General features: G+C 34.2%; 16 protein-coding genes. 8 read left to right on the forward strand and 8 right to left on the reverse strand.

Translation table 11 applies throughout. The features are described from left to right. Positions 1–97: 97 nt before the first annotated feature. The 5 genes from CLV00_RS11140 to CLV00_RS11160 form a co-directional block, all read right to left on the reverse strand. Entirely contained in the window at positions 98–628 is a 531-nt protein-coding gene (locus CLV00_RS11140; RefSeq protein ID WP_099716316.1) for a mechanosensitive ion channel domain-containing protein, read from the reverse strand. A 13-nt stretch (positions 629–641) separates the two neighbouring features. Beyond that, positions 642–1226, reverse strand: coding sequence for a Maf-like protein (locus CLV00_RS11145; RefSeq protein ID WP_099715269.1), 585 nt, complete (start codon positions 1224–1226; stop codon positions 642–644). Continuing rightward, positions 1219–2139, reverse strand: coding sequence for a geranylgeranylglycerol-phosphate geranylgeranyltransferase (locus CLV00_RS11150; protein WP_099715270.1), 921 nt, complete (start codon positions 2137–2139; stop codon positions 1219–1221). The genes CLV00_RS11145 and CLV00_RS11150 overlap by 8 nt, the downstream gene beginning before the upstream one ends. Before the next feature lie 159 nt (positions 2140–2298). Further along, a complete protein-coding gene (locus tag CLV00_RS11155) occupies positions 2299–2826 on the reverse strand; it encodes an HAD family hydrolase (protein ID WP_099715271.1) in 528 nt (175 codons plus the stop codon). After that, positions 2810–3583, reverse strand: coding sequence for a Rossmann-like and DUF2520 domain-containing protein (locus CLV00_RS11160; protein WP_099715272.1), 774 nt, complete (start codon positions 3581–3583; stop codon positions 2810–2812). Before CLV00_RS11160 ends, CLV00_RS11155 begins: the two co-directional genes overlap by 17 nt. Before the next feature lie 200 nt (positions 3584–3783). On the opposite strand from CLV00_RS11160, the gene ccsA reads away from it, so the two are divergent. Further along, positions 3784–6990: a cytochrome c biogenesis protein CcsA gene (gene ccsA, locus CLV00_RS11165; RefSeq protein WP_099715273.1), complete on the forward strand. Its 3207-nt coding sequence runs from the start codon at positions 3784–3786 to the stop codon at positions 6988–6990. Between the two features lie 53 nt (positions 6991–7043). On the opposite strand, the gene CLV00_RS16335 is transcribed toward ccsA, so the two are convergent. Continuing rightward, positions 7044–7589 (reverse strand): AraC family transcriptional regulator, encoded by a 546-nt coding sequence (locus CLV00_RS16335; protein ID WP_143394891.1) that lies wholly within the window; start codon positions 7587–7589, stop codon positions 7044–7046. Positions 7590–8513: 924 nt separating this feature from the next. Between CLV00_RS16335 and CLV00_RS11175 the strand changes: the two genes are divergently transcribed. From CLV00_RS11175 to CLV00_RS11190, 4 genes are all read left to right on the forward strand, one after another. Next, positions 8514–8984: a T9SS type A sorting domain-containing protein gene (locus tag CLV00_RS11175; protein ID WP_099715275.1), complete on the forward strand. Its 471-nt coding sequence runs from the start codon at positions 8514–8516 to the stop codon at positions 8982–8984. Beyond that, complete coding sequence (locus CLV00_RS11180) at positions 8981–9289, forward strand: hypothetical protein (RefSeq protein WP_099715276.1); 309 nt, start codon at positions 8981–8983, stop codon at positions 9287–9289. The genes CLV00_RS11175 and CLV00_RS11180 overlap by 4 nt, the downstream gene beginning before the upstream one ends. Before the next feature lie 122 nt (positions 9290–9411). Next, complete coding sequence (locus CLV00_RS11185) at positions 9412–14844, forward strand: hypothetical protein (RefSeq protein WP_099715277.1); 5433 nt, start codon at positions 9412–9414, stop codon at positions 14842–14844. A gap of 26 nt (positions 14845–14870) precedes the next feature. Further along, positions 14871–17954, forward strand: coding sequence for a fibrinogen-like YCDxxxxGGGW domain-containing protein (locus tag CLV00_RS11190; protein ID WP_099715278.1), 3084 nt, complete (start codon positions 14871–14873; stop codon positions 17952–17954). Positions 17955–18051: 97 nt separating this feature from the next. Here CLV00_RS11190 and CLV00_RS11195 read toward each other — a convergent pair whose 3' ends face one another. Beyond that, positions 18052–18837: an anti-sigma factor domain-containing protein gene (locus tag CLV00_RS11195; RefSeq protein ID WP_099715279.1), complete on the reverse strand. Its 786-nt coding sequence runs from the start codon at positions 18835–18837 to the stop codon at positions 18052–18054. Beyond that, a complete protein-coding gene (locus CLV00_RS11200; protein ID WP_099715280.1) occupies positions 18837–19367 on the reverse strand; it encodes an RNA polymerase sigma factor in 531 nt (176 codons plus the stop codon). Before CLV00_RS11200 ends, CLV00_RS11195 begins: the two co-directional genes overlap by 1 nt. 230 nt (positions 19368–19597) lie before the next feature. Between CLV00_RS11200 and CLV00_RS11205 the strand changes: the two genes are divergently transcribed. From CLV00_RS11205 to CLV00_RS11215, 3 genes are all read left to right on the forward strand, one after another. Further along, positions 19598–20251 carry a DUF4331 family protein gene (locus tag CLV00_RS11205; RefSeq protein ID WP_099715281.1) on the forward strand — a complete coding sequence of 218 codons (654 nt, stop codon included), beginning with the start codon at positions 19598–19600 and terminating at the stop codon, positions 20249–20251. 72 nt (positions 20252–20323) lie between these two features. Further along, positions 20324–20875: a DUF4331 family protein gene (locus tag CLV00_RS11210; RefSeq protein ID WP_099715282.1), complete on the forward strand. Its 552-nt coding sequence runs from the start codon at positions 20324–20326 to the stop codon at positions 20873–20875. 118 nt (positions 20876–20993) lie between these two features. After that, positions 20994–22289 carry a tetratricopeptide repeat protein gene (locus CLV00_RS11215; RefSeq protein ID WP_099715283.1) on the forward strand — a complete coding sequence of 432 codons (1296 nt, stop codon included), beginning with the start codon at positions 20994–20996 and terminating at the stop codon, positions 22287–22289. Position 22290 lies beyond the last annotated feature (1 nt).

Here is a 22290-nt window from a genome sequence, read left to right on the forward strand (position 1 = left end):
TTATATATTTCTCATCAATAGTTGTAAAATTATCACTTTTAATCAATCGATTTGCAAAATAGAATGAATTGATAATTATATTTTTATAAAATGCTGATTAATCCATGAATTCTTTATCATCAAAATGGTCTTTCAGTATCGAAATCCCTTTTTGCAAGAGCAGATTATTAGGGTAAATGATTTTTTCTCCATCGATAGTTTTTAAATACACATGAAAAGCTCCAATATCCTCAATCTCTGCTTCAATGGGAAAATCTTTATCATGGATTTTTATAACGTCACCAATTTTAAACGGAAAAGAAAAAAACAAAATAACACCAGATGTGATGTTACTCAAAATTGACCATTGAGCAAACATCGCAACTCCCACAACAGTTGTGATAGATGAAAGTGCAATAAAAATATCTTTGGTCTGGACTCCCCAAATGATTATTAAAGCAATAACCACCAAAATATTGATGAATAAATGAATGTATTTAATCACTAAATTGGTTCTGTGTTCCAGCGTTTGATTCGATTTTGCATAGCTTCGAACCAATTTTGTAGAAAGAATACGGAATAATATCAGCAAAATTCCCAGAATTCCAGTTGCAATCAGTTCTCTTGTGTATTCTTGAAAAAAGGCCATATCCATAATTTAATTATGCTAATTTACTTAAATATTCATATACTTTATCCGTAGGCATTCCCATCACATTTGCATACGAACCTTCAATTTTTGAAACGCCAATAAAACCAATCCATTCTTGGATACCATAGGCTCCGGCTTTATCATAAGGTTTGTAGTTTTCTAAATAATAACGAATCGATTCGTCGCTTAATTCATTGAAAGTAACTTTGGTAACTTCGTGCATTACATCCGCTTTTTCATTGGTTTTAAAACAAACAGAAGTGATTACTTCGTGCGTTGTATTTGACAATGATTTTAAGATTTCAAGGGCATCTTGTTCGTCTTTTGGTTTACCCAAAGCGGTATTGTTATGCCAAACGATGGTATCGCTGGTTACCAGAATTTCATTCGATTTTAACTCTCCTTCAAAAGCGCTTGCTTTCAATACAGCTAAATAATTAGTGATTTCTTCTGCTTTCAATTCTGGAGGATAAATTTCTTCAATTTCTTTCAATCGAATTTCAAAATCCAAGTCTAAATCCTTGAAGAATTGCTGGCGTCTTGGTGAACCCGAAGCCAGAATTAAAGTGTATTTTTTTAATTTATTTTTAAGCATTGTATTTTATATTTAAACTTATAACAACAACAGACAGAATTCCAAATAACAGAATCCATTTTAACAGCAAACTCAGCGCATGAAACTCTTTTTTGGATTTTGCAGTCCAAATTTTCACTGTGAAATAAAACAATGGTCCCACGACAAAAAGCAATAAATATACAGTTGTAAATACTAACTCAAGTAGGTATTTATTGATGTAATACAACATGAAAAGAATGGGAATAAAGCTCAGTCCAAAAACTATTTTTGCAGTTCTAGATTTGCCTATTGCAATTGGCAATGTGTTCATTCCTTGGTTATAATCACCATCAACATCTTCTAGATCTTTAACAATTTCTCTCGTAAAATTAAGAAAGAAAGTGAATAGGGCGTAGTCTAAAAGAATAGAAAAAACAACTCCCAATTGCTGTTGGTTTCCTTCATGAATCGTTGGAAATAAATCAAAAATGCCAATGATAATCACACTAAAAGAAAGTAACAATGCCACAATAACATTACCAATAATCATCATTTGTTTCAGGCTTGTAGCATACAAATAAAGCGTCGCGGCAATTAGAATAAAAATAGACGCAAAGCCCGGTTTTACTATAACATTTGATAAATAAAAGCCAATAGCCACACCAGTAACAGTAAGACCAATGTATAGATTATAGGCATTGGTTTCAGAAATGGTTTTGCCTACAATTACATTGCTCGGTTTGTTTATAGTATCTGTGTTTTGATCAAAAATATTATTGATGACATATCCACCCGCAGCGATTAAAATGGTTGATAAAACCAATAATCCATATTGCCAATCAGCTAATGCCAAAGGTATATTCTGAAATTTAAAAAAAACATACCGGAAAATAAGCTGCATAAAAGCAAGCATCAATAGGTTCTGGTATCGGATTAGTTTAAGGAACTTCATATTTAGTGTTCAGTGTTCAGTGTTCAGATTAGAGGATCTAATATTCAGGGGTCAGTTCTTATGGTTTATGTAAAATTCAGTGTTCAGAAAAAAAAAGAACTAAATTACTTTTTAATAATCATTGCAACTGATTACTAAAAACTGACGACTGATTACTAATTAATCATGTTTCCCATCAAAATGAGCCATCCATTTTCCTTGCGCTTTCATCACTTGTTCGATAACATCACGAGCAGCTCCTTTTCCTCCGTTTTTGTGTGAAATATATCTTGAAATAGCTTTGATTTCAGGGCTTGCATCTTGTGGACAAGCGGGTAATCCCACTAATTTCATCACGTGATAGTCAGGAATATCATCGCCCATGTACAAAACGTGTTCTGGATTGATATTGTAAACATCGGTATATTCATCAAATGTTTCTACTTTGTTTGGTATCCCTAAATGAATATCTGTAATTCCCAGATTACGTAATCTAACGCGCACACCTTCGTTGCTTCCTCCCGAAATAATACAAACATTATAACCGCTTTCTACGGCAGCTTTCATAGCATAACCATCACGAATATTCATGGTACGAAGAATTTCCCCTTCATTGGTTACAAAAACAGAACTGTCAGTAAGTACGCCGTCTACGTCAAATATAAACGTAGTAATATCATTCATTATTTCTTTATAACTTCTTGCCATTATGTTGTATAGATTGTGTTAGTGTTTTATAAATTGTAAGATGATTTTCATTGGACAAAAAAGCTTCATGTGCTTCGATAGTTGCAGTATCATTGCGTTTAGCCGGTCCAGTTTGTGCTTCTGACGGCGAAAGTAACATTATTTTTTGAGCTGTTTCTGTAATTAAAGGGTTTAAAATTTCAAAAGGAACCTGATGCTCCTGACAAATTTCCTGACCTATTTGGTACAAATGATTCGTAAAATTATTGACAAAAACCGCTGCAACATGCAATGCTTTTCTTTGTTCGGAGTTGATAGCGAATATTTTATCAGAAATTGATTTGGCCACTTTATCCAATAATTGATAATCTGTTGCATTTTCACTTTCTAAACAGATTGGAATAGTTCTGAAATCTACTGGCTTGTTTTTAGTAAAAGTCTGTAAAGGATAGAAAACACCTTTTCGATTATTGTCATCCAAAACATTCAAAGGAACACTTCCGGAGGTATGTACCACCAAGCGATTTTTGAAAGGAAGTTGCGAAGATATGCTGGCAATAGCATCATCAGAAACCGCAATAATATACAAATCAGCTTCAGCTAAAGCATCTAAATCATTTGTAATCTGACTTAAATCGAGTAGGTGAGAGACGCTTCCTATTTGTCTTGAAAAAACTTGAACCAATTCGATTTCAGCTCCCATTTTTTGGGAATTTTGAAATGCTGCAATCAAATGTTGTGCTACATTTCCTGAACCAATAATAATTACTTTAGTCATTTGACAAAATTAGCAAAAAAATATTAAGAGTTTTATTCAATTTTTGATTGGCTAATAAACTGTAACTCCAATTAAAATATACTTTTATTCCAAAAAATGAAGCTACTTAATTTTGGATTAAATTAACAAATGTGCGAATATAGAAGTCAACATTTTTAAGTACTTTTGTGGCACTTTTATAAAAACATAATCCCTTAAAAATGGATAAAAAAATATTTTCTTTTTTGTTTTCTACTCGATTAATGGCTTTTTTATTTATTGTATATGCGGTTTCCATGGCTACTGGAACTTTTATCGAAAGCAAATACAATACCGACACAGCAAAAATTTTAATTTATAACTCATGGTGGTTTGAGGCCATACATGTATTTTTCATGATTAATTTCATTGGAAATATCAAGCGTTATCAGTTATTAAAAAAAGAAAAATGGGCTACTTTATTACTCCATTTATCTTTTATCTTCATTATTGCCGGTGCATTTGTAACCCGTTACATCAGTTATGAAGGGATGATGCCTATTCGCGAAGGCGCTGCTGAAAATCAAGTTTTTTCAGATAAAACGTTCCTGACTGTTTTTGCAGACGGGGAATATAAAGGAGAAATGAAACGCAGGGTTTTTGAAAAACAAGTATTGCTTTCTCCTGCGACTAACAATGATTTCAGTATTTCAGGTAAATTTGCTGATACACCATTTGAAGTAGAATATGAAAACTTCATCATGGGTGCCAAAGAATACATTAAACCAAATCCTAATGGGACTGTATTTTTAAAAATTGTAGAAGCCGGAGACGGAGGTCGTCACGAGCATTTTTTGAAAGACGGTGAAGTTCAAAATATTCATAATGTATTATTTGCTCTAAATAAATATACTGACGGAGCCATAAATATCAATACAACAGGAAGTGCCTATACGATTCAAACGCCTTTTGAAGGAAACTTCATGAGAATGGCTGATAAATTACAGGGTAAAGTAACTAAGGATAATGCACAACCATTGATGATGCGTTCACTGTATTCTATCGGCGAAATGCGATTTGTATTTCCTGATCCTGCGGTAAAAGGTGTTGTTGATTATGAATCGGATAATGATTTCAAAGCAAAGAATCATGAAGATGCATTAACTGTAAAAATCTCTGCCGAAGGTCAAGAAAAGACAGTTACAGTCCTTGGTTCCAAAGGTAAATTAGGAGATTCTAAAACAGTGAAAATAGGAAAAATCGATTATACTTTTTTCTACGGAAGTAAAGCCTACGTTTTGCCATTCAAGATAAAATTGAATGATTTTATTGCGCAGAAATACCCAGGAACAGAGAAAAGTTATTCTTCATTTGAGAGTAAAGTTACTGTTCAAGACAAAGAACCATTTGATGCCAGAATATTTATGAATAATGTTTTGGATTATGATGGATATCGCTTTTTCCAATCGGGTTTCGATCCTGATGAAAAAGGAACTATTCTATCTGTAAACCACGATTTCTGGGGAACAGCAATTACGTACAGCGGTTATTTTATGCTGTATTTTGCAATGATGGCGATTATGTTTACTAAATATTCTCGTTTTGCGGATATTAAACGCAAATTAGAAGTTGTAAAAATGAAGAAATCTAAACTCTTGACGATTCTGATTTTGTTGTTCAGTTTCAATAGTTTCGCGCAAGAACAAGAACACAATCACGCAGATCATGAAGGTCACGCTCATACCGAAGCTGAGGCTGCACCTGCAACACATGCCAATCACACTAAAAAAGTATTGAGTCAAGACGAACTGAATGCTTTGATTACTAAATATAAAGTTCCAGAAGTACATGCTGCAAAATTTGGTAGACTTGTAATTCAAGACGGTGGTGGTAGAATGAAACCTATCAATACGTTTTCTTCTGAATTGTTGCGAAAAGTAAGTCAAAGCGATTCTTATAATGATATGAATTCAGACCAAGTTTTCTTATCGATGACTCAGTATGCCAGTTATTGGATAGAGATTCCAATTATCTATTTAAGAAGAGGTAACGACAGTTTAAGACAAATAATCGGTGTTGATAAGAAAGCTAAATTTGCACCTTTTGTAGCTTTCTTTGATGCTAAAGGGAATTATAAACTTTCTAAATATTTAGAAGAATCATTTAAATCGGCTAACCCCAATCAATTTGAAAAGGATTTTATCGAAACAGATAAAAGAGTAAACTTGATGGAATCTGCGTTAAGCGGACGAATATTGAAAATTTTCCCTATTCCGGAGGATAAAAATAATAAATGGATTTCTTACTTAGAATTGAACGAATCGGGATTGAAAGGAATGGAAGCTACGTATACTAAAAACGTACTGCCATTGTATTTTGGTTCATTGGCTAATGCTTCTGTTTCTAATGATTATAAAACTGCTGATGAATTACTGGAAAGTATGAATGGTTTCCAAAAACGTTTTGGCAGTAAAGTGAGACCAAGTGAAGAAAGAATTACATCAGAAGTGCTGTATAATAAATATGATGTTTTCAATAAACTTTTTTATTGGTATGTTTTAGCGGCGATTTTGATGTTGTTTTTTACGATTTTGCAAATCTTCAAAGAGCGCAAAGTATTAGCTATAACAGTAAATACAATGCATATTATTATAGGATTATTATTTGCATTGCATACTGTGGGCTTAATTGCCCGTTGGTATATTTCCGGTCACGCACCTTGGAGTAATGCGTATGAATCGATTATATATATTGCTTGGGCTACCATGTTTTTTGGTTTGGCTTTCGACAGAAAATCAAAACTTACTGTGGCTTCATCAGCTTTTGTAACTGCAATGATTCTTTGGGCAGCAAATCTAAACTGGATTGATCCGGAGATTGCAAATCTGCAACCCGTTTTAAATTCGTATTGGTTGATGATTCACGTTGCGGTAATTGTGGCTAGTTATGGCCCGTTTGCATTAGGATTTATTTTAGGAGCAGTTTCATTGTTGCTGATTTTGTTTACCAATGAAAAAAACAAAGCCAAAATGGATTTGAATATTCAGGAAATCACTTATATCAATGAATTAGCATTAACGATAGGTTTGATAATGTTGACTATTGGAAACTTCCTTGGCGGACAATGGGCCAATGAGAGTTGGGGGCGTTATTGGGGATGGGATCCAAAAGAAACTTGGGCCTTGATCAGTATTATGGTCTATGCTTTTGTAATTCATGCTCGATTTGTTCCTTCTTTACGAGGAAAATGGGTTTTCAATTTGATGAGTATGTTTGCTTTTATATCTATTTTATTCACCTATTATGGTGTGAATTTTCACTTGGTAGGATTGCATTCGTACGCAAGTGGAGAAGCGCATTCATTGAGTTGGATCTGGTATTCTCTTGGAGCAATTACTTTATTTGGAGCTATTTCGTATCCAAAATACAAGAAGTATTATAAGAAATAAGATTTAATTATTTCATCATAAAAAAGGTTCAACTTATAAAGTTGAACCTTTTTTTATTCCTCAAATTCTGTTCTATTCATTTTATAATATTCCAATGGAGATACACCTGCAATTTCTTTGAAACTTGTAAAAAACGGATTGTATGAAGTAAATCCAACCTTTTTTGATAAGGAATCTAAAGTGTTATTTTTTAAGTAGTTTAACTCAATGTGTTTGATGGCATCATGTATGCGAATTACTTTTTTATATTCAGAAAAAGAAATTGTCGAGTGGTATTTAAATAAATACGAAATATGGCTTTTGGGAATTTGTAAGCTGTTAGCTAAATCAGTTATTGTCAAATTTGCATTTCTGAACAATTCGAATTTCAATGATATGCTCTCAATTTCCTTGATGTAGTTAATAATGTTTTGATCTATTTTTTCTTTAAGAATTAAATGTTGGCTATTATTTAATTCAATATCAGGAGTCATTTTCCAAATATCATTCAATACTAAACTGTTGTTTTTATTCTCATTGATTTTTTGGTGTAACACATTATATCCATAAAGAATTTCAGGAGAAATTAATATTTTGAATAAAATGGTTAACCAAATCATAGCCGATATCCATTGGTAACTGTGTCCTTTGATACTTTCATCGAAATATATTTCTATGATGATTGATATAAAAAGCCTAGATATTGTGAGTACAAGAGCACTAAATAAAAATAGTGTCCAGTTGTTAATTAATTTATTTTGCTTTTGAATTACTTTGATTTCACCTTTTCGGGGCCAAATTTTAGTCTTTAGTATTCGAAAACATAAAATAACATAGACTACTGCAAAAATAAAAAATAGCCCATATAAAATAACTCCTGTTCTTTCAGAATCAAAATAGAAATGATTGCGATTAATTATAAACAGAAAAAAAGATACAGGAAAGATAAAATGCAAGAGCTCCTTCGAGTTGATTTTCTTTCTATTCTCAGACAAATTTTTAAAATACAGATAGCAAATAGGAATTACGACTAATGATAGGTTTGAATATTTAAAATAAGTATTTCTAAAAGATGGGTCGAAAATAAAATAGGTAAAACCAGATAAGAAGAAACGTAATGAAATTATAAGTATTAATAGAATGATGTATAGGTTCATTATTCTATTGGATTTATAATTTGTAAAAATTAAAAAAGTGGTTATAAAACCAATAATACCAGTAATAATGAAAAATAAATTTGAAAGCATTTTTGTTTAATTTTTATACGTTTAAAATTACAGTTTTTAATTTAAAGCTGAATTATTAAGTTACTAAAAACTGAAAAATAACACATTTCTAATCAAGAATAGATTATTGTTAAAAACCATTTAGTTGAAAACAGCATGGGTTTATGGACCCGTTTAAGGCTTTTCTTTTCTTCTTATCCCGATTTTAGAGTTACTAATAACTGAAAAGTTCTTACTAATTACTTGTATTTTCGTTTAACGGCATTTTTTATCGACGAAATACATTAATTTAGTTTAATATTGTTTAAAATAAATTTTATGAGGTACTTACTTATATTTTTTACCGTCACCTTTCACGGACAAGTTTTACATCATCAAATGCTATCTTCACAGGGTACATCTAAAAAATTACCAGATGGAATAGTAGTTGCCCAAACTATTGGTCAACAAAGTATCTCAGGAACTTCCAGTAATAATTATGTTGTCATGCAGGGATTTCAACAAAGTTTTTGGGGCAAATACATTGCTTCAAACCCAACTGAAGTGATCACCGCAACAACATTCCCTAATCCATTTGTTCAGACGGTGAGCTTTGAATTTTCAAAAGTCATTACCGAAGAAATAAATATCAACGTTTTTGATTTAAGCGGACGCTTGGTATTTGAACAAAAGAAAAAAGCAGACAATATGATTCTGACTATTGTACTTCCTTTATTACCAGTCTCCGAATATCTAGTTCGACTAAATACTCCAAGCTTTAGTTATTTCACTAAAATCATTAAACTATGATAAAAAAATACTTTTTGTTTATTACTCTTATCGCAACATGTCAAGTTTTTTCTAAAGAAGTTTACCGCAGAATAGAAAAGAATTTTACCCAATATGCTTGTGACGCCGCTTTTGGAAAATCAAATTTAACTCCTTTTGATTTCTTTACTAATTCGTATTATTTAGGTGTAGCTAACTCATTTAATGATGTTAGATGCTATTCCTTTTTTTCGTGTTGTAATAATTCCTCAAAAAATCTTGATTATTTAATTCAATCAGGATTCATTGGGTCTACGACGTATTTAAGAAAAGGAAGAACGGCATAAGAATTTAGTATTGGCTTTAATTTTATAAAACTTAAATAGCTTTATTACTGTCAAAAAAAAGTTACCACTTAACACTAATCGAACCGGATTTTGAATTCATTTCACTATAAATCAATTTAATCATGAAAAAAATAATTTTACTTTTTATATTTTTTTTGTGCGCTAAGAGTTTTGCGCAAACCAATGGAATAACGTATCAAGCTGTAATTTTGAACCCTAATGGAGTTAAAACATCAGATTTGAATAATTCTAATTTGCCATTGGCCAGCAAGGATATTTGCATGCAGTTTAAATTTATTGATGAATTTTCAAATATTGAATATCAGGAAGTTATTAGAACTAAAACGGATTCTTACGGAATGGTTAACCTGATTATAGGAACTGGAACGCAAACTTCAGGATACGCCACTTCATTTGATAAAATTTCATGGAATTCACTTGATAAGAGTTTGGTAGTTGGTATAAATGTTAGTGGAGACTGTTCTTCATTTACGGAAATTAGTAAACAACCCTTCAATTATGTTCCTTTTGCTTACTCGGCAATAAATGCTGTTAATGTTACCGGTGTGGTAGCAATTGAAAATGGAGGTACAAATGCAACTACAGTTCTTGGTGCAAAAACTAATTTAGGACTAGATAATGTTGATAACACCACAGATTTGAATAAACCAATTAGTGATGCTTCAAAATTAGCACTGGATTTAAAAGAAGCTTCGGCAAATAAAAGTACTAACATAATTACTGATGGAAATTCGGATATTAAATTTCCAAGTGTAAAATCAGTTAAGACCTATATTGATGCAAGTGTTTTATCGAATTCAACAGCTTTAGCAACTGAAGTAACCAGAGCAACTACTGCTGAAAATGGTATCGCTGCGAATTTGGTGACTGAAACGAATAGAGCAACCACGGCTGAAACAACTTTAACAACGAATCTAGCTACTGAAATAACTCGTGCGACAACAGCTGAAGCGACAAAAGAAGCTGCAGCAAATAAAAGTACTGATGGAACATTTGCAACGAATTCAGATGTAAAATTCCCAACAGAAAAAGCGACAAAAACCTATGTTGATGCTAGTGCTTCATCTAATTTAACTGCTTTGGCAACAGAAGTTGCGAGAGCCACAACTGCTGAAAATACCATTGCTGCAAATTTAGTTACTGAAACCAACAGAGCAACTTTAGCAGAAGGAATAAATGCAACTGCAATTACGACAGAAACCACCAGAGCAACTACTGCTGAAAATGGTATCGCTGCGAATTTGGTGACTGAAACCAACAGAGCAACTACTACTGAAACAACTTTAGCTACGAATCTAGCCACTGAAATAACTCGTGCGACAACAGCTGAAGCGACAAAAGAAGCTGCAGCAAATAAAAGTACTGATGGAACATTTGCAACGAATTCAGATGTGAAATTCCCAACAGAGAAAGCGACAAAAACCTACGTTGATGCGAGTGCTTCATCGAATTCAACAGCTTTGGCAACTGAAGTGACCAGAGCAACTACTGCTGAAAATGGTATCGCTTCAAATTTGGTTACTGAAACCAACAGAGCAACTTTAGCGGAAGGAGTAAATGCAACAGCAATTGCTACAGAAACAAATAGAGCAACTATTGCGGAAACGACTTTAGCCACGAATCTAGCCACTGAAATAACTCGTGCCACAACAGTTGAAGCTACTAAAGAAGCTGCAGCAAATAAAAGCACTGATGGAACATTTGCAACGAATTCAGATGTGAAATTCCCAACAGAAAAAGCAACAAAAACCTATGTTGATGCGAGTGCTTCATCCAATTCAACAGCTTTAGCAACTGAAGTAACCAGAGCAACTATTGCTGAAAATGCTATCGCTTCAAATTTGGTTACTGAAACCAACAGAGCAACTACTGCAGAAACAACTTTAGCTACGAATCTAGCTACTGAAATAACTCGTGCCACAACAGCAGAATTAACAAAAGAAGCTGCAGCAAATAAAAGTACTGATGGAACATTTGCAACGAATTCAGATGTGAAATTCCCAACAGAAAAAGCGACAAAAACCTATGTTGATGCGAGTGCTTCATCGAGTTCAACCGCTTTGGCAACTGAAGTAACCAGAGCAACAACTGCTGAAAATACTATCGCTGCAAATTTGGTGACTGAAACTAACAGAGCAACTTCGGCCGAAACGACTTTAGCCACGAATTTAACCACTGAAATAACTCGCGCAACAACAGCAGAATCAACAAAAGAAGCTACAGCAAATAAAAGCACTGATGGGACATTTGCAACAAATTCAGATGTTAAATTCCCAACAGAGAAAGCGACAAAAACTTATGTTGATGCTAGTGCATTATCAAACTCAACAGCTTTGGCAACTGAAATTACCAGAGCTACAACTGCTGAAAATACTATCGCTTCGAATTTGGTTTCTGAAACCAACAGAGCAACTTTGGCGGAAGGAGTAAATGCAACAGCTTTGGCTACTGAAATTACCAGAGCAACAACTGCTGAAAATACTATTGCTGCGAATTTGGTGACTGAAACCAACAGAGCAGCTTTAGCGGAAGGACTAAATGCAACTGCAATTAATACAGAGACAACAAGAGCAACCACTGCGGAAACAACTTTAGCTGCGAATTTGGTGGCTGAAACAAATAGAGCAACTATTGCTGAAACGACTTTAGCCACGAATCTAGCTACTGAAATAACTCGTGCCACTACAGCCGAAGCTACCAAAGAAGCTTCAGCAAATAAGAGTACTGATGGAACATTTACAACGAATTCAGATGTGAAATTCCCAACAGAAAAAGCGACAAAAACCTACGTTGATGCAAGTGCTTCATCTAACTCAACAGCTTTAGCAACTGAAGTAACCAGAGCAACAACAGCTGAAAATGGTATCGCTGCAAATTTGGTGACTGAAACCAACAGAGCAACTTTAGCGGAAGGAATAAATGCAACTGCAATTACCACTGAAACTACCAGAGCAACAACGGCTGAAACAACTTTAACCACGAATCTAGCCACTGAAATAACTCGTGCTACAATAGCTGAAGCGACAAAAGAAGCTGCAGCAAATAAAAGTACTGATGGAACTTTTGCAACAAATTCAGATGTTAAATTCCCAACAGAAAAAGCAACAAAAACCTATGTTGATGTGAGTGCTTTATCGAGTTCAACCGCTTTAGCAACTGAAGTTACCAGAGCAACTACTGCGGAAAATGGTATCGCTGCAAATTTGGTTACAGAAACTAACAGAGCAACTTTGGCGGAAGGAATAAATGCAACTGCAATTACGACAGAAACCACCAGAGCAACTACTGCTGAAAATGGTATCGCTGCGAATTTGGTGACTGAAACCAATAGAGCAACCACGGCTGAAACAACTTTAACAACGAATCTAGCTACTGAAATAACTCGTGCCACAACAGCAGAATCAACAAAAGAAGCTTCAGCAAATAAAAGTACTGATGGAACATTTGCAACTAATTCAGATGTGAAATTCCCAACAGAAAAAGCGACAAAAACCTATGTTGATGCGAGTGCTTCATCGAATTCAACAGCTTTGGCTACTGAAATTACCAGAGCAACTATTGCTGAAAATAATATCGCTTCAAATTTGGTTACTGAAACCAACAGAGCAACTTTAGCCGAAGGAGTTAATGCAACTGCAATTACTACAGAGACGACAAGAGCAACCACATCGGAAACAACTTTAGCTGCGAATTTGGTGACTGAAACAACCAGAGCAACTACTGCGGAAACAACTTTAGCCACGAATCTATCCACTGAAATAACTCGTGCTACAACTGTAGAAGCGACAAAAGAAGCCTCTGTAAATAAAAGCACTGATGGAACATTTGCAACGAATTCAGATGTGAAATTCCCAACAGAAAAAGCAACAAAAACCTATGTTGATGCTAGCGCTTCATCGAATTCAACAGCTTTAACAATTGAAGTTACCAGAGCAACAACTGCTGAAAATACTATCGCTGCAAATTTGGTGACTGAAACTAACAGAGCAACTTTAGCGGAAGGAATAAATGCAACTGCAATTACTACAGAAACAAATAGAGCAACTACTGCTGAAACGACTTTAGCCACAAATCTAGCAGCATCAATTACTTTAAGCCAAACTTTATTAGACCTAAAAGCACCTTTGGAATCACCAACATTTACCGGGACAGTTTCTGGAGTGACAGCAGTAATGGTTGGATTAGGAGATGTAGACAATACAAGTGATGTAAACAAACCAGTTTCTGCAGCGACGCAAACGGCATTGGATACAAAAGCTTCGAATGCAGATTTAGATTTAAAAGCGCCTTTGGAATCACCAACATTTACTGGAACTGTTTCTGGAGTGACAGCACTAATGGTTGGATTAGGAGATGTGGACAATACAAGTGATGTAAATAAACCAGTTTCTGCAGCCACGCAAACGGCATTGGATACAAAAGCTTCGAATGCAGATTTAGATTTAAAAGCACCTTTGGAATCACCAACATTTACCGGAACTGTTTCTGGAGTGACAGCAGTAATGGTTGGATTAGGAGATGTAGACAATACAAGTGATGCAAACAAACCAGTTTCTGTAGCGACTCAAACAGCATTGGATACAAAAGCTTCGAATGCAGATTTAGATTTAAAAGCGCCTTTGGAATCACCAACCTTTACAGGAGCACCATCGGCACCAACTGCTACAGCAGGAATTTCTACTACACAAATTGCTACAACTGAATTTGTTACTGATGCTATTGCAACTGTGAGTGCAAATACAAGTACTAATTTTGTTGATTTAACTACGAATCAAACTATTGCTGGGACTAAAATTTTTAGTTCAGATGCGACTATTAATGGAGTTACTATCGGAAGAGGTAAGTTTAATGAAAACTCAAATACAGCAATTGGACTTGGAGCTTTAGAAAGTAATGCTGGTTACGCAAATACCGGAATAGGTAGAGGAGCTTTAGCATTGAATGATAACGGAAATGGAAATACTGCACTTGGATATATAGCACTGTCTAATAATGTTTCTGGTGGGAATAATGTTTCCATTGGAGGTTCAACTTTGTTAAATAATATTTCAGGTTCACAAAATACAGCTATTGGTAATAATGCAGATGTTGGTTCTGATGGAATTACAAATTCAGTTGCCATTGGTGCAAATGCAATCGTAACTGCATCTAATACGATTCAATTAGGCTCTGATGGAAGTGGTTCTTTTAGTGCTATTACAGATGTTAAAACAAGTGGTAATTTAACTGCAGCAGGATATAAAATACCAAGTGGTACCGCGTCTCAATATTTAATGGCGGACGGAACAGTTTCAACTGGAGCTGTCCCTGTGAGAGAGATTGCAGATGAATTTACCGCAACTGCAGCTGTAATAAATTTCACTTTGTCTCAAGCGCCATCTACAAATAGTAAAGTAAAAATGTATGTGAATGGTATTCGAATTAGTAACTCAGCGTATAGCTGGACAGGAACTACATTAACTTATATTCCTGCTAATAATGGCTCATACACATTATCGGTAAACGATAGAATTCAATTTGATTATTTTTATTAATAAATAGCTTCTAATACAGTTATATCATGAAGTTTTATAAAAAAATATTTTTCTTTTTTTTGATCGTTGCCACTTTAGAGGGTTATGCACAAAATACTTTAGACAATTTAGGACTGACTGGCGGCACACCTGCAGCAGTTGCCTATAGTTTGAGGAAATTAAGTACTTCTTATGTTGGCAGTGCTATACAAGTTCGCCGCAGTACTGATAATGCCACACAGGATATTGGTTTTGATAGTAATGGAGATTTAGATACAACAACGTTATTGGCTTTTGTAGGTTCAAATGATGCTTTTGTAACTATTTGGTATGACCAAAGTGGAAATGGAAGGAATTTGATTAAAACAGATAATAACGTTCAACCCAAAATTGTATTTAATGGCACTTTTAAATACATTGGAACTAGAGTAGCTATCGATTTTTCAGGAAATAAAGGGTTAGTTTATTCGGGATCATTAAGTTTAGCCAGTATCACATCGGTGATAAAATCAGAAAGTATGAATTGGCCGAGTTATCATACCATTCTAGAGGGAAGTCCAAGAATAGGAGGTATATTGGAATCTGGAGGTACTACATTTCATTCTAATGTTTATCCGCTTGCAATATGGAAAGATGGAATCCCAAAAACAACTGCTGAATCTCTGGCTCCGGTTAATCAAGCCATGGTTTTGTCCATTAGCACTCGAACCGATAACTTAACTCAAGTATTTATAGGCAATTACGATGGTGGTAATAGTGGAGGATCGATATTACAAAGCGAAGCAATAGGATTCTCATCTTTAAATGCTTCTACTATTCGACTGTCATTAGAATGCAATCAAGGCACTTATTATGGAATCGCCATGACTTTGTGCACTACAGCAATAGTGATTAATCCTTCCTCTTCAACTCATTTAGAATGTGTAGGAACAACGGCAACCCCTTTGAGCGTTCAGGCTTCGGGGCAAAATCTAATTTATCAATGGTACAGTAATTCTAGTTCCAGTACAAGCGGAGGAACTTTAATAGCGGGTGCTACTGGAGCTACTTTTATTCCGCCAACTACAGTTAATGGCACTACGTATTATTATGTTGTTGTTTCAGGATTGTTAGGATTGCCAGTTACCAGTGCTATTTCGGGTGCTGTGACAATTGAGACTTTGTCTACAGTTATTATTACTCCAGCATCAGCTAGTCTTAATTCAGGAGATTCAATTACACTGACTGCTTCTGGAGCCAGTACTTATTTGTGGGGTACAGGTTTGACTACACCTTTGGATCAAGTTCCAACCTGTAAGCTAGCGGTTGGTCTTCGTTTACTACGATCTGATTATACTGGATTTGCGGTTCGCTTGAGACGCGATAGTGACAATACGGAAGCTGATTTTGGATTTATAAATACTGATTTAGATACAGCTACAATTAGTACTTGGCTGGGTGTTTCGGCAGGTTACTGTGTAAAACTTTACGATCAATCCGGGAATGGAAATGATATGATGCCATCTTCTGTTGGTGCACAACCACTGTATGTTTATAATGGATTGAATAATAAACCTATTTTAAGATTTAACACCGGACAAAACATAAAAAATAATGTAAATTTTACACCTCCATATACAGTAGTATATGCCGCAAAACAAACAGGTCCGAGTAGGGGTCGAGTTCTAAATGCTAATAACAATAACTGGTTGTTAGGTTGGTGGAATGGAAGTAAAAGTCAAGCTTATTTTGATGGTTGGGTTTCTCAACCTGGTGGGATATCAGCAGACAACAATCCATTTGTATATACAGCAACAGGAACTGGTAGTGCTTCAACAATTTTTGAAAACGGGATTTCTAAAACGGTTAATACAAATGGAGGATCTACTGGACCAAATGGTTTAAGGATTAATGAAAGTGAACCTTCAGATGCTGATGTGGCTGATATATTTGTTTTCAATTCTGTATTATCTGATTCAAACAGAGAAGCCATTGAAAAAAGTACTGCTTCTTACTACAATATTTATGGACAACCAATGGTAGCCGGCGAAACATTAACAGTGAGCCCAACAGAAACGACCACGTATCAAGTTACTGGTTACTCTGCTAATGAAGGCTGTTCTGTTTCCAATAGTGTGACTGTAACCGTACTGAACAATCCCAATTTAAGCAATTTTAATTTACAAATAAAAACGTATTTCGATGGTTCTTATACAATTACACCACCAACTAGTATTAGCACTGGTGCTATTACTTATGCAAGTAGTAATACTGCTGTAGCAACCATCAGTGGAACAACTGTAACAATTGTAGGAGCAGGAAGCACTACAATCACGGCTAGTCAAGCAGGGGATGCGACTCATTTTGGGGATTCCATAAGTGCTACTTTAACAGTAAATGCAGTTTCTGTTTTAACAAATAATGGTCAAATTTCGGATACTGATTTTAATTATATTAATAAAAATGGGGCATTGGCCACAAGCAATTCATTAACTAAATACGGTCAAGCAGTTTCTACTAAATCCAACGATGGATTATCAGCAGCATCAGCGGGAGTGAATGCTTTACAAATAAAAGCCGATTATCCAAGCGCTGCAGATGGATTGTATTGGATTACAAATCCAAATATAAATGGAGGAACTCCTTTTCAGATTTATGCTGATATGACTACTGACGGCGGTGGCTGGACATTGATAATGTGTAATAATAATGGTTCAGGTTGGGACGGGAATAATGCTATTTTAAGAAATGAAACGGCTCCAACGATTAACGGACAATATTCCATCATTGCTTATGCAGATTATCTTAAAAAGAGCAGCAGTGGTTTTCAATATATGATAGATGCAACAACACGAGGGCGATGGGGAGGAATTTGGACAGCAAATCAAGCATATAGTTTTGTAAATACTAATAATACTCAAACAGATATTACTTTAAATACAAAATTTGATTCTTGGTCTTATCAAGGAAGTGGAATAGAACAAATAATGCCATGGTATTCTCCGGGTTCACAAGGAGCTATTACGACAAGTAATGATGCTAACGGTGATTGGTGGGGAACTTTAGTTTCAACTAATGGTTTTAGTCCTGCACCATGGTTAGGTTGTTGTGGCAATTCAAATCCGGGAATTATTTGGTATTGGGTACGATAATATACTAATTGTTTCAAATAGTTTTTGAGTTATTTCCATAAAAAAAAGGTCAACTGTAAAGTTGAACCTTTTTTAGTATTACAGAAAAAGAGATGATTTACACTTTTCCTAATGTATATAATTGTTCCATTGTAGGAGTTAAGCTTCCACCTTTTGGCTCAAGTGTGATTCCAAAAGCTTCTGCTTCATTAGCATTATTCACAGCAAATAATTTTTGCTCATTTGCATCAAAGTTTTCCAATAATCCAATGCTTGTAGGAGTCAATGGGCTTAATTTTAATGCCCAAACCTGATAAACCATTCCTTCTGGTGGCTCCGGTAAACCTGCTGCATCAATATAGACTACTTTAGTATCTTGATTCCAATATACTTTTGCAAAAGATTCTGGAGCAACTACTTGTCCACCAAGTGCTACAACAGTATTTTTAGTGTCTCTTACAACCGCTAAACTCGTTTCGTTAGCCGTGTTTTTTAATTTTAAGACATTAAATTCTTTCTCTAATTTAGCTTTCTCAACTTCAGTATTGGCTACTTGCGTAGTAGTTTCATCTAATTGATTGTATTGATATCCAATACCAACCAATAATAGAATTGCTGCTGCCCAACCAACATATTGTGACCAATTGCTGGTAGGCTGTAACTCGATTACTTTAGCATGTTTGAGTTCCAGTTTAGCTTTAATTTTTTCATAATTAGCCACAGAATGAAACGGTGAAAAGCTAGATGATAAAGCAACAATGGCTTTTTCTATCGCTATAATTTCGTCGTTAATTTCCGGGCTGTTTTTCGCCATGGTGCTTACTTGTTCGTTTTCGGGTTCACTTAGTAAACCGTAAACATAAAGCTCCAGGATTCCTGATTCTATATATTCTTTTGTTTCCATTATACTTTCAAATAATTTCTTAAGTCATTAATACAATTTCTATTTTGTGTTTTTACTGTTCCCAAAGGAATCGCCAATTCATCAGAAGCTTCTTGTTGGGTATAGCCTTTAAAAAACAGTAAATCTATTATTTGAATACATTTTGGTTTTAGTCTTTTTACAAACTCTTGCAATCCAATAGTATCCATTTTGTCGACCAGTTTAGAACTGTCTTCAAAGTGATTTACGAAATTATCTGTAGAAAGGTTTTTTTGACTGTTATTAAAATTTTTTGAACGCAGTTTATCTATAGAAGTGTTTCTGGCAATATTCAGGATCCAAGTGTAGAATCTTCCTTTGCTCTCATGGTAAGAATCAATATTCTTCCAAATTTTTACAAATACTTCCTGAAGCACGTCTTCTGCTTCTTCTCTGTTTTTTACGAGAACATTTATAACCGAAAATAAACTTTTGGAATACATATCATATAGATGTGTAAATGCCCTTTCGTCTTTCTTATAAATTAATACTAATAACTCTTCTTGACTCATATCTTACTATTTTACTTATACAAACTTATACAATCTTATTTAGAAATGATTGATTTAATGATTGTCAAGATAATAAAAAAATTAAAACTAAAATAATTATATTTTATTTAAGTATTTAAGTAATTGATTATCAATTATTTAAATATTTAATTGATTTTTTATTAAGATTTTTAAAACCAAAAGAAACACTTTCCCGTAAATGCCTTTATAACCTTTTAATTTATAACAAAATGAAAAAAACAAAAATGATTTTAGGTCTATCGCTAGTGGCGATTTCGGGCTTAATATTAGTAGCAGCGGATCACATAGATGCTCCGGCTACAATGTCTGGCGATGCGGGTGATATTACTGATGTGTACGCCTTTCAAGGTCAAAACACAAGTAATTTAGTATTTGCAGTAAACACTCAAGGATTGTTAAGTCCTAATGCTACAGGTGCTGCTACATTTAAAGAAAATGTAATGGTTGAGATCAATATTGATAACACAGGTGACAATGTTGAAGATTTAGTGATTCAAGCAATCAAGAGAGATGACAAAATGTATTTCTTCGGACCAGTTGCTCCGGGAACAACAGGAACATCAAGTACAGTTAAAACGACTGCTGCTACAGGAAATGTTACAATTTCTACTTATGGTGCAACAGCTTTAACTGCTGAACAAAACGGAATGAAATTTTTCGCAGGACCAAGAGACGATCCTTTCTTCTTTGATTTAGGTCAATTTAAAGCAATCCTTGGAGGAACTGCTTCAGGATTTAATAATCCGGGTGTTGACACATTTGCAGGAACTAATGTAATGTCAATTGTAGTAGAAGTTCCAAAAACAATGTTAGGTTCTTCAAGCACAATAAATGTTTGGGCTGAAACTAAGAAAAAACAATAATTATTTTATTAAAAAAGTAAAAACATGAAATCGAATATTTACGATTTCCAAAACACTTAAAATATAAAGATCATGAGTAAAACAAATAAATTCAAAATTATAACAATCGCGCTAGTAGCTGCAGTTGTTTCAGTAAATTGTGATAATGACGATTCAAACGGTGGTTCTGTAAGCCTAGATTTTTCAGGAACTTATGTTCAGCAAGATCAAATGGCAAGACCGGCAATCAATACTGTATTCGTTGCTTCAGGGCAACCTAAAGATGATTTTAATGCTGCAATTCCTTCGGCAATGGGAGCTAAATATCAACCTATTTTTCAATCTAGATTATTAGCTTTGAATTCTGCATATACTACTAATGCTTTAGGACAAACAGCTGCTCAGCTTACAGGTCTTTTGGCTACAGATGTATTAGGAGTTTCTAAAACAGCAAAAACAACTTTCTTTGACGGAACTAATATCTTAACTGGTAGAGCTTTGGCAGATGATGTAATTGATGTTGAATTATTATTAATTTTTGGTGGTTCAGCTGGTACTTCTAACCCAGGTCTTACTAAAGATAATGTAAATGCAAATGATAAAGCATTTGGTACAACTTTCCCTTACTTAGCTTCTGCTTGGTAATATTTTCTAAAAAAAACAGAGCGCTTGCAACAATTTTCGCTCTGTTTTTTTTATTACAACAAACAAACAAACAAACAAACAAACAAACAAACAAACAAACAAACAAAACAATTAGAGTATGAAAACTTTAAAAACAATATCATTTTTAGTTTTCACAATCCTATTCATATTCGGTTGCGAGACTAAATCAGAACAAATTACAAAGGCTGAAGACTATAATAAATATTTGACTTTAAAGGAAAATAAATCACTGACTTTTGCATACAAAGAAATTGATTTTTGGCAGAAAAAATTTGATGCAGCTCCAAACCAAATCAGTTATTTAAGTCAATTAGCATCAAATTACAACATGCTTTTCGAATATACAGGAAACATTAAAAACCTATATAAAACGGAAGAGTTATTGACAAAATCAAACGAAGCGTATGATTATTCCAGAGTATCAACGATTCGATCATTAGCAAGAAATTACATTTCACAACACCGTTTCAAAGAAGCGTTGGAGTTAGCTAATAAAGCATTAGCAATAGGCGAAGGAAAAAAAGAAACCCAAAAATTATTGTTCGACGTTCAAATGGAATTAGGAAATTATCCGGAAGCGGTTAAAAATCTGAACGCCATTAGAGACATGAATAGTTTTGATTATTTGATTCGCTTGGCAAAATGGAACGATCACAAAGGAGATTTGGATACAGCCATAACTTTCATGGAAAAAGCGAGAGATATTGCTGAAAAAGACGATAACAAAGGACTTAAAATTTGGTCTTATTCAAACCTTGGAGATTTTTACGGTCATGCCGGAAGAATTCAGGAATCGTATGACAGTTTCCTAAAAACATTAGCATTAGATCCTAATTATTCCTATGCTTTAAAAGGAATTGCTTGGATAGTTTTCTCTAAAGAAAGAAATATAAATGAGGCAAATAGAATTATTGATGCTATAGCTGTTACTCATAATACTCCAGATTTTTATTTGTTGAAATCTCAAATTGCCCAATTTAAAGGAGATAAAACCAATGAAGTAAGAAATAGAAACGCTTATTTTTCTATGATGGAGAAAAATAATTATGGCGCGATGTACAACAAATACAATGCTTTGATTTATGCCGATGACAAAAAAACAGCTTCAAAAGCATTAGAAATTGCCAAAATAGAAGTAGAGCACAGACCCACTGCAGATTCTTATGACTTATTGGCTTGGGCATACCTAAATGTAGGCGAAAATAAAAAAGCATTAGAAATTGCTCAGAATCATGTGGTTGGAAAATCCTTTGAACCAAAGGTACAATACCACTTAGCAATGATATATAAATCAAATAATTTAGCGCTTAAAGCGAAACCTATTAAGGAAGAATTATTGTCCAGCTTGTATGAATTGGGACCTAATTTTGACAAAAAGGTAAATCAATTATAGC

This window comes from Flavobacterium sp. 11, from assembly GCF_002754315.1.
GTDB lineage: Bacteria > Bacteroidota > Bacteroidia > Flavobacteriales > Flavobacteriaceae > Flavobacterium > Flavobacterium algoritolerans.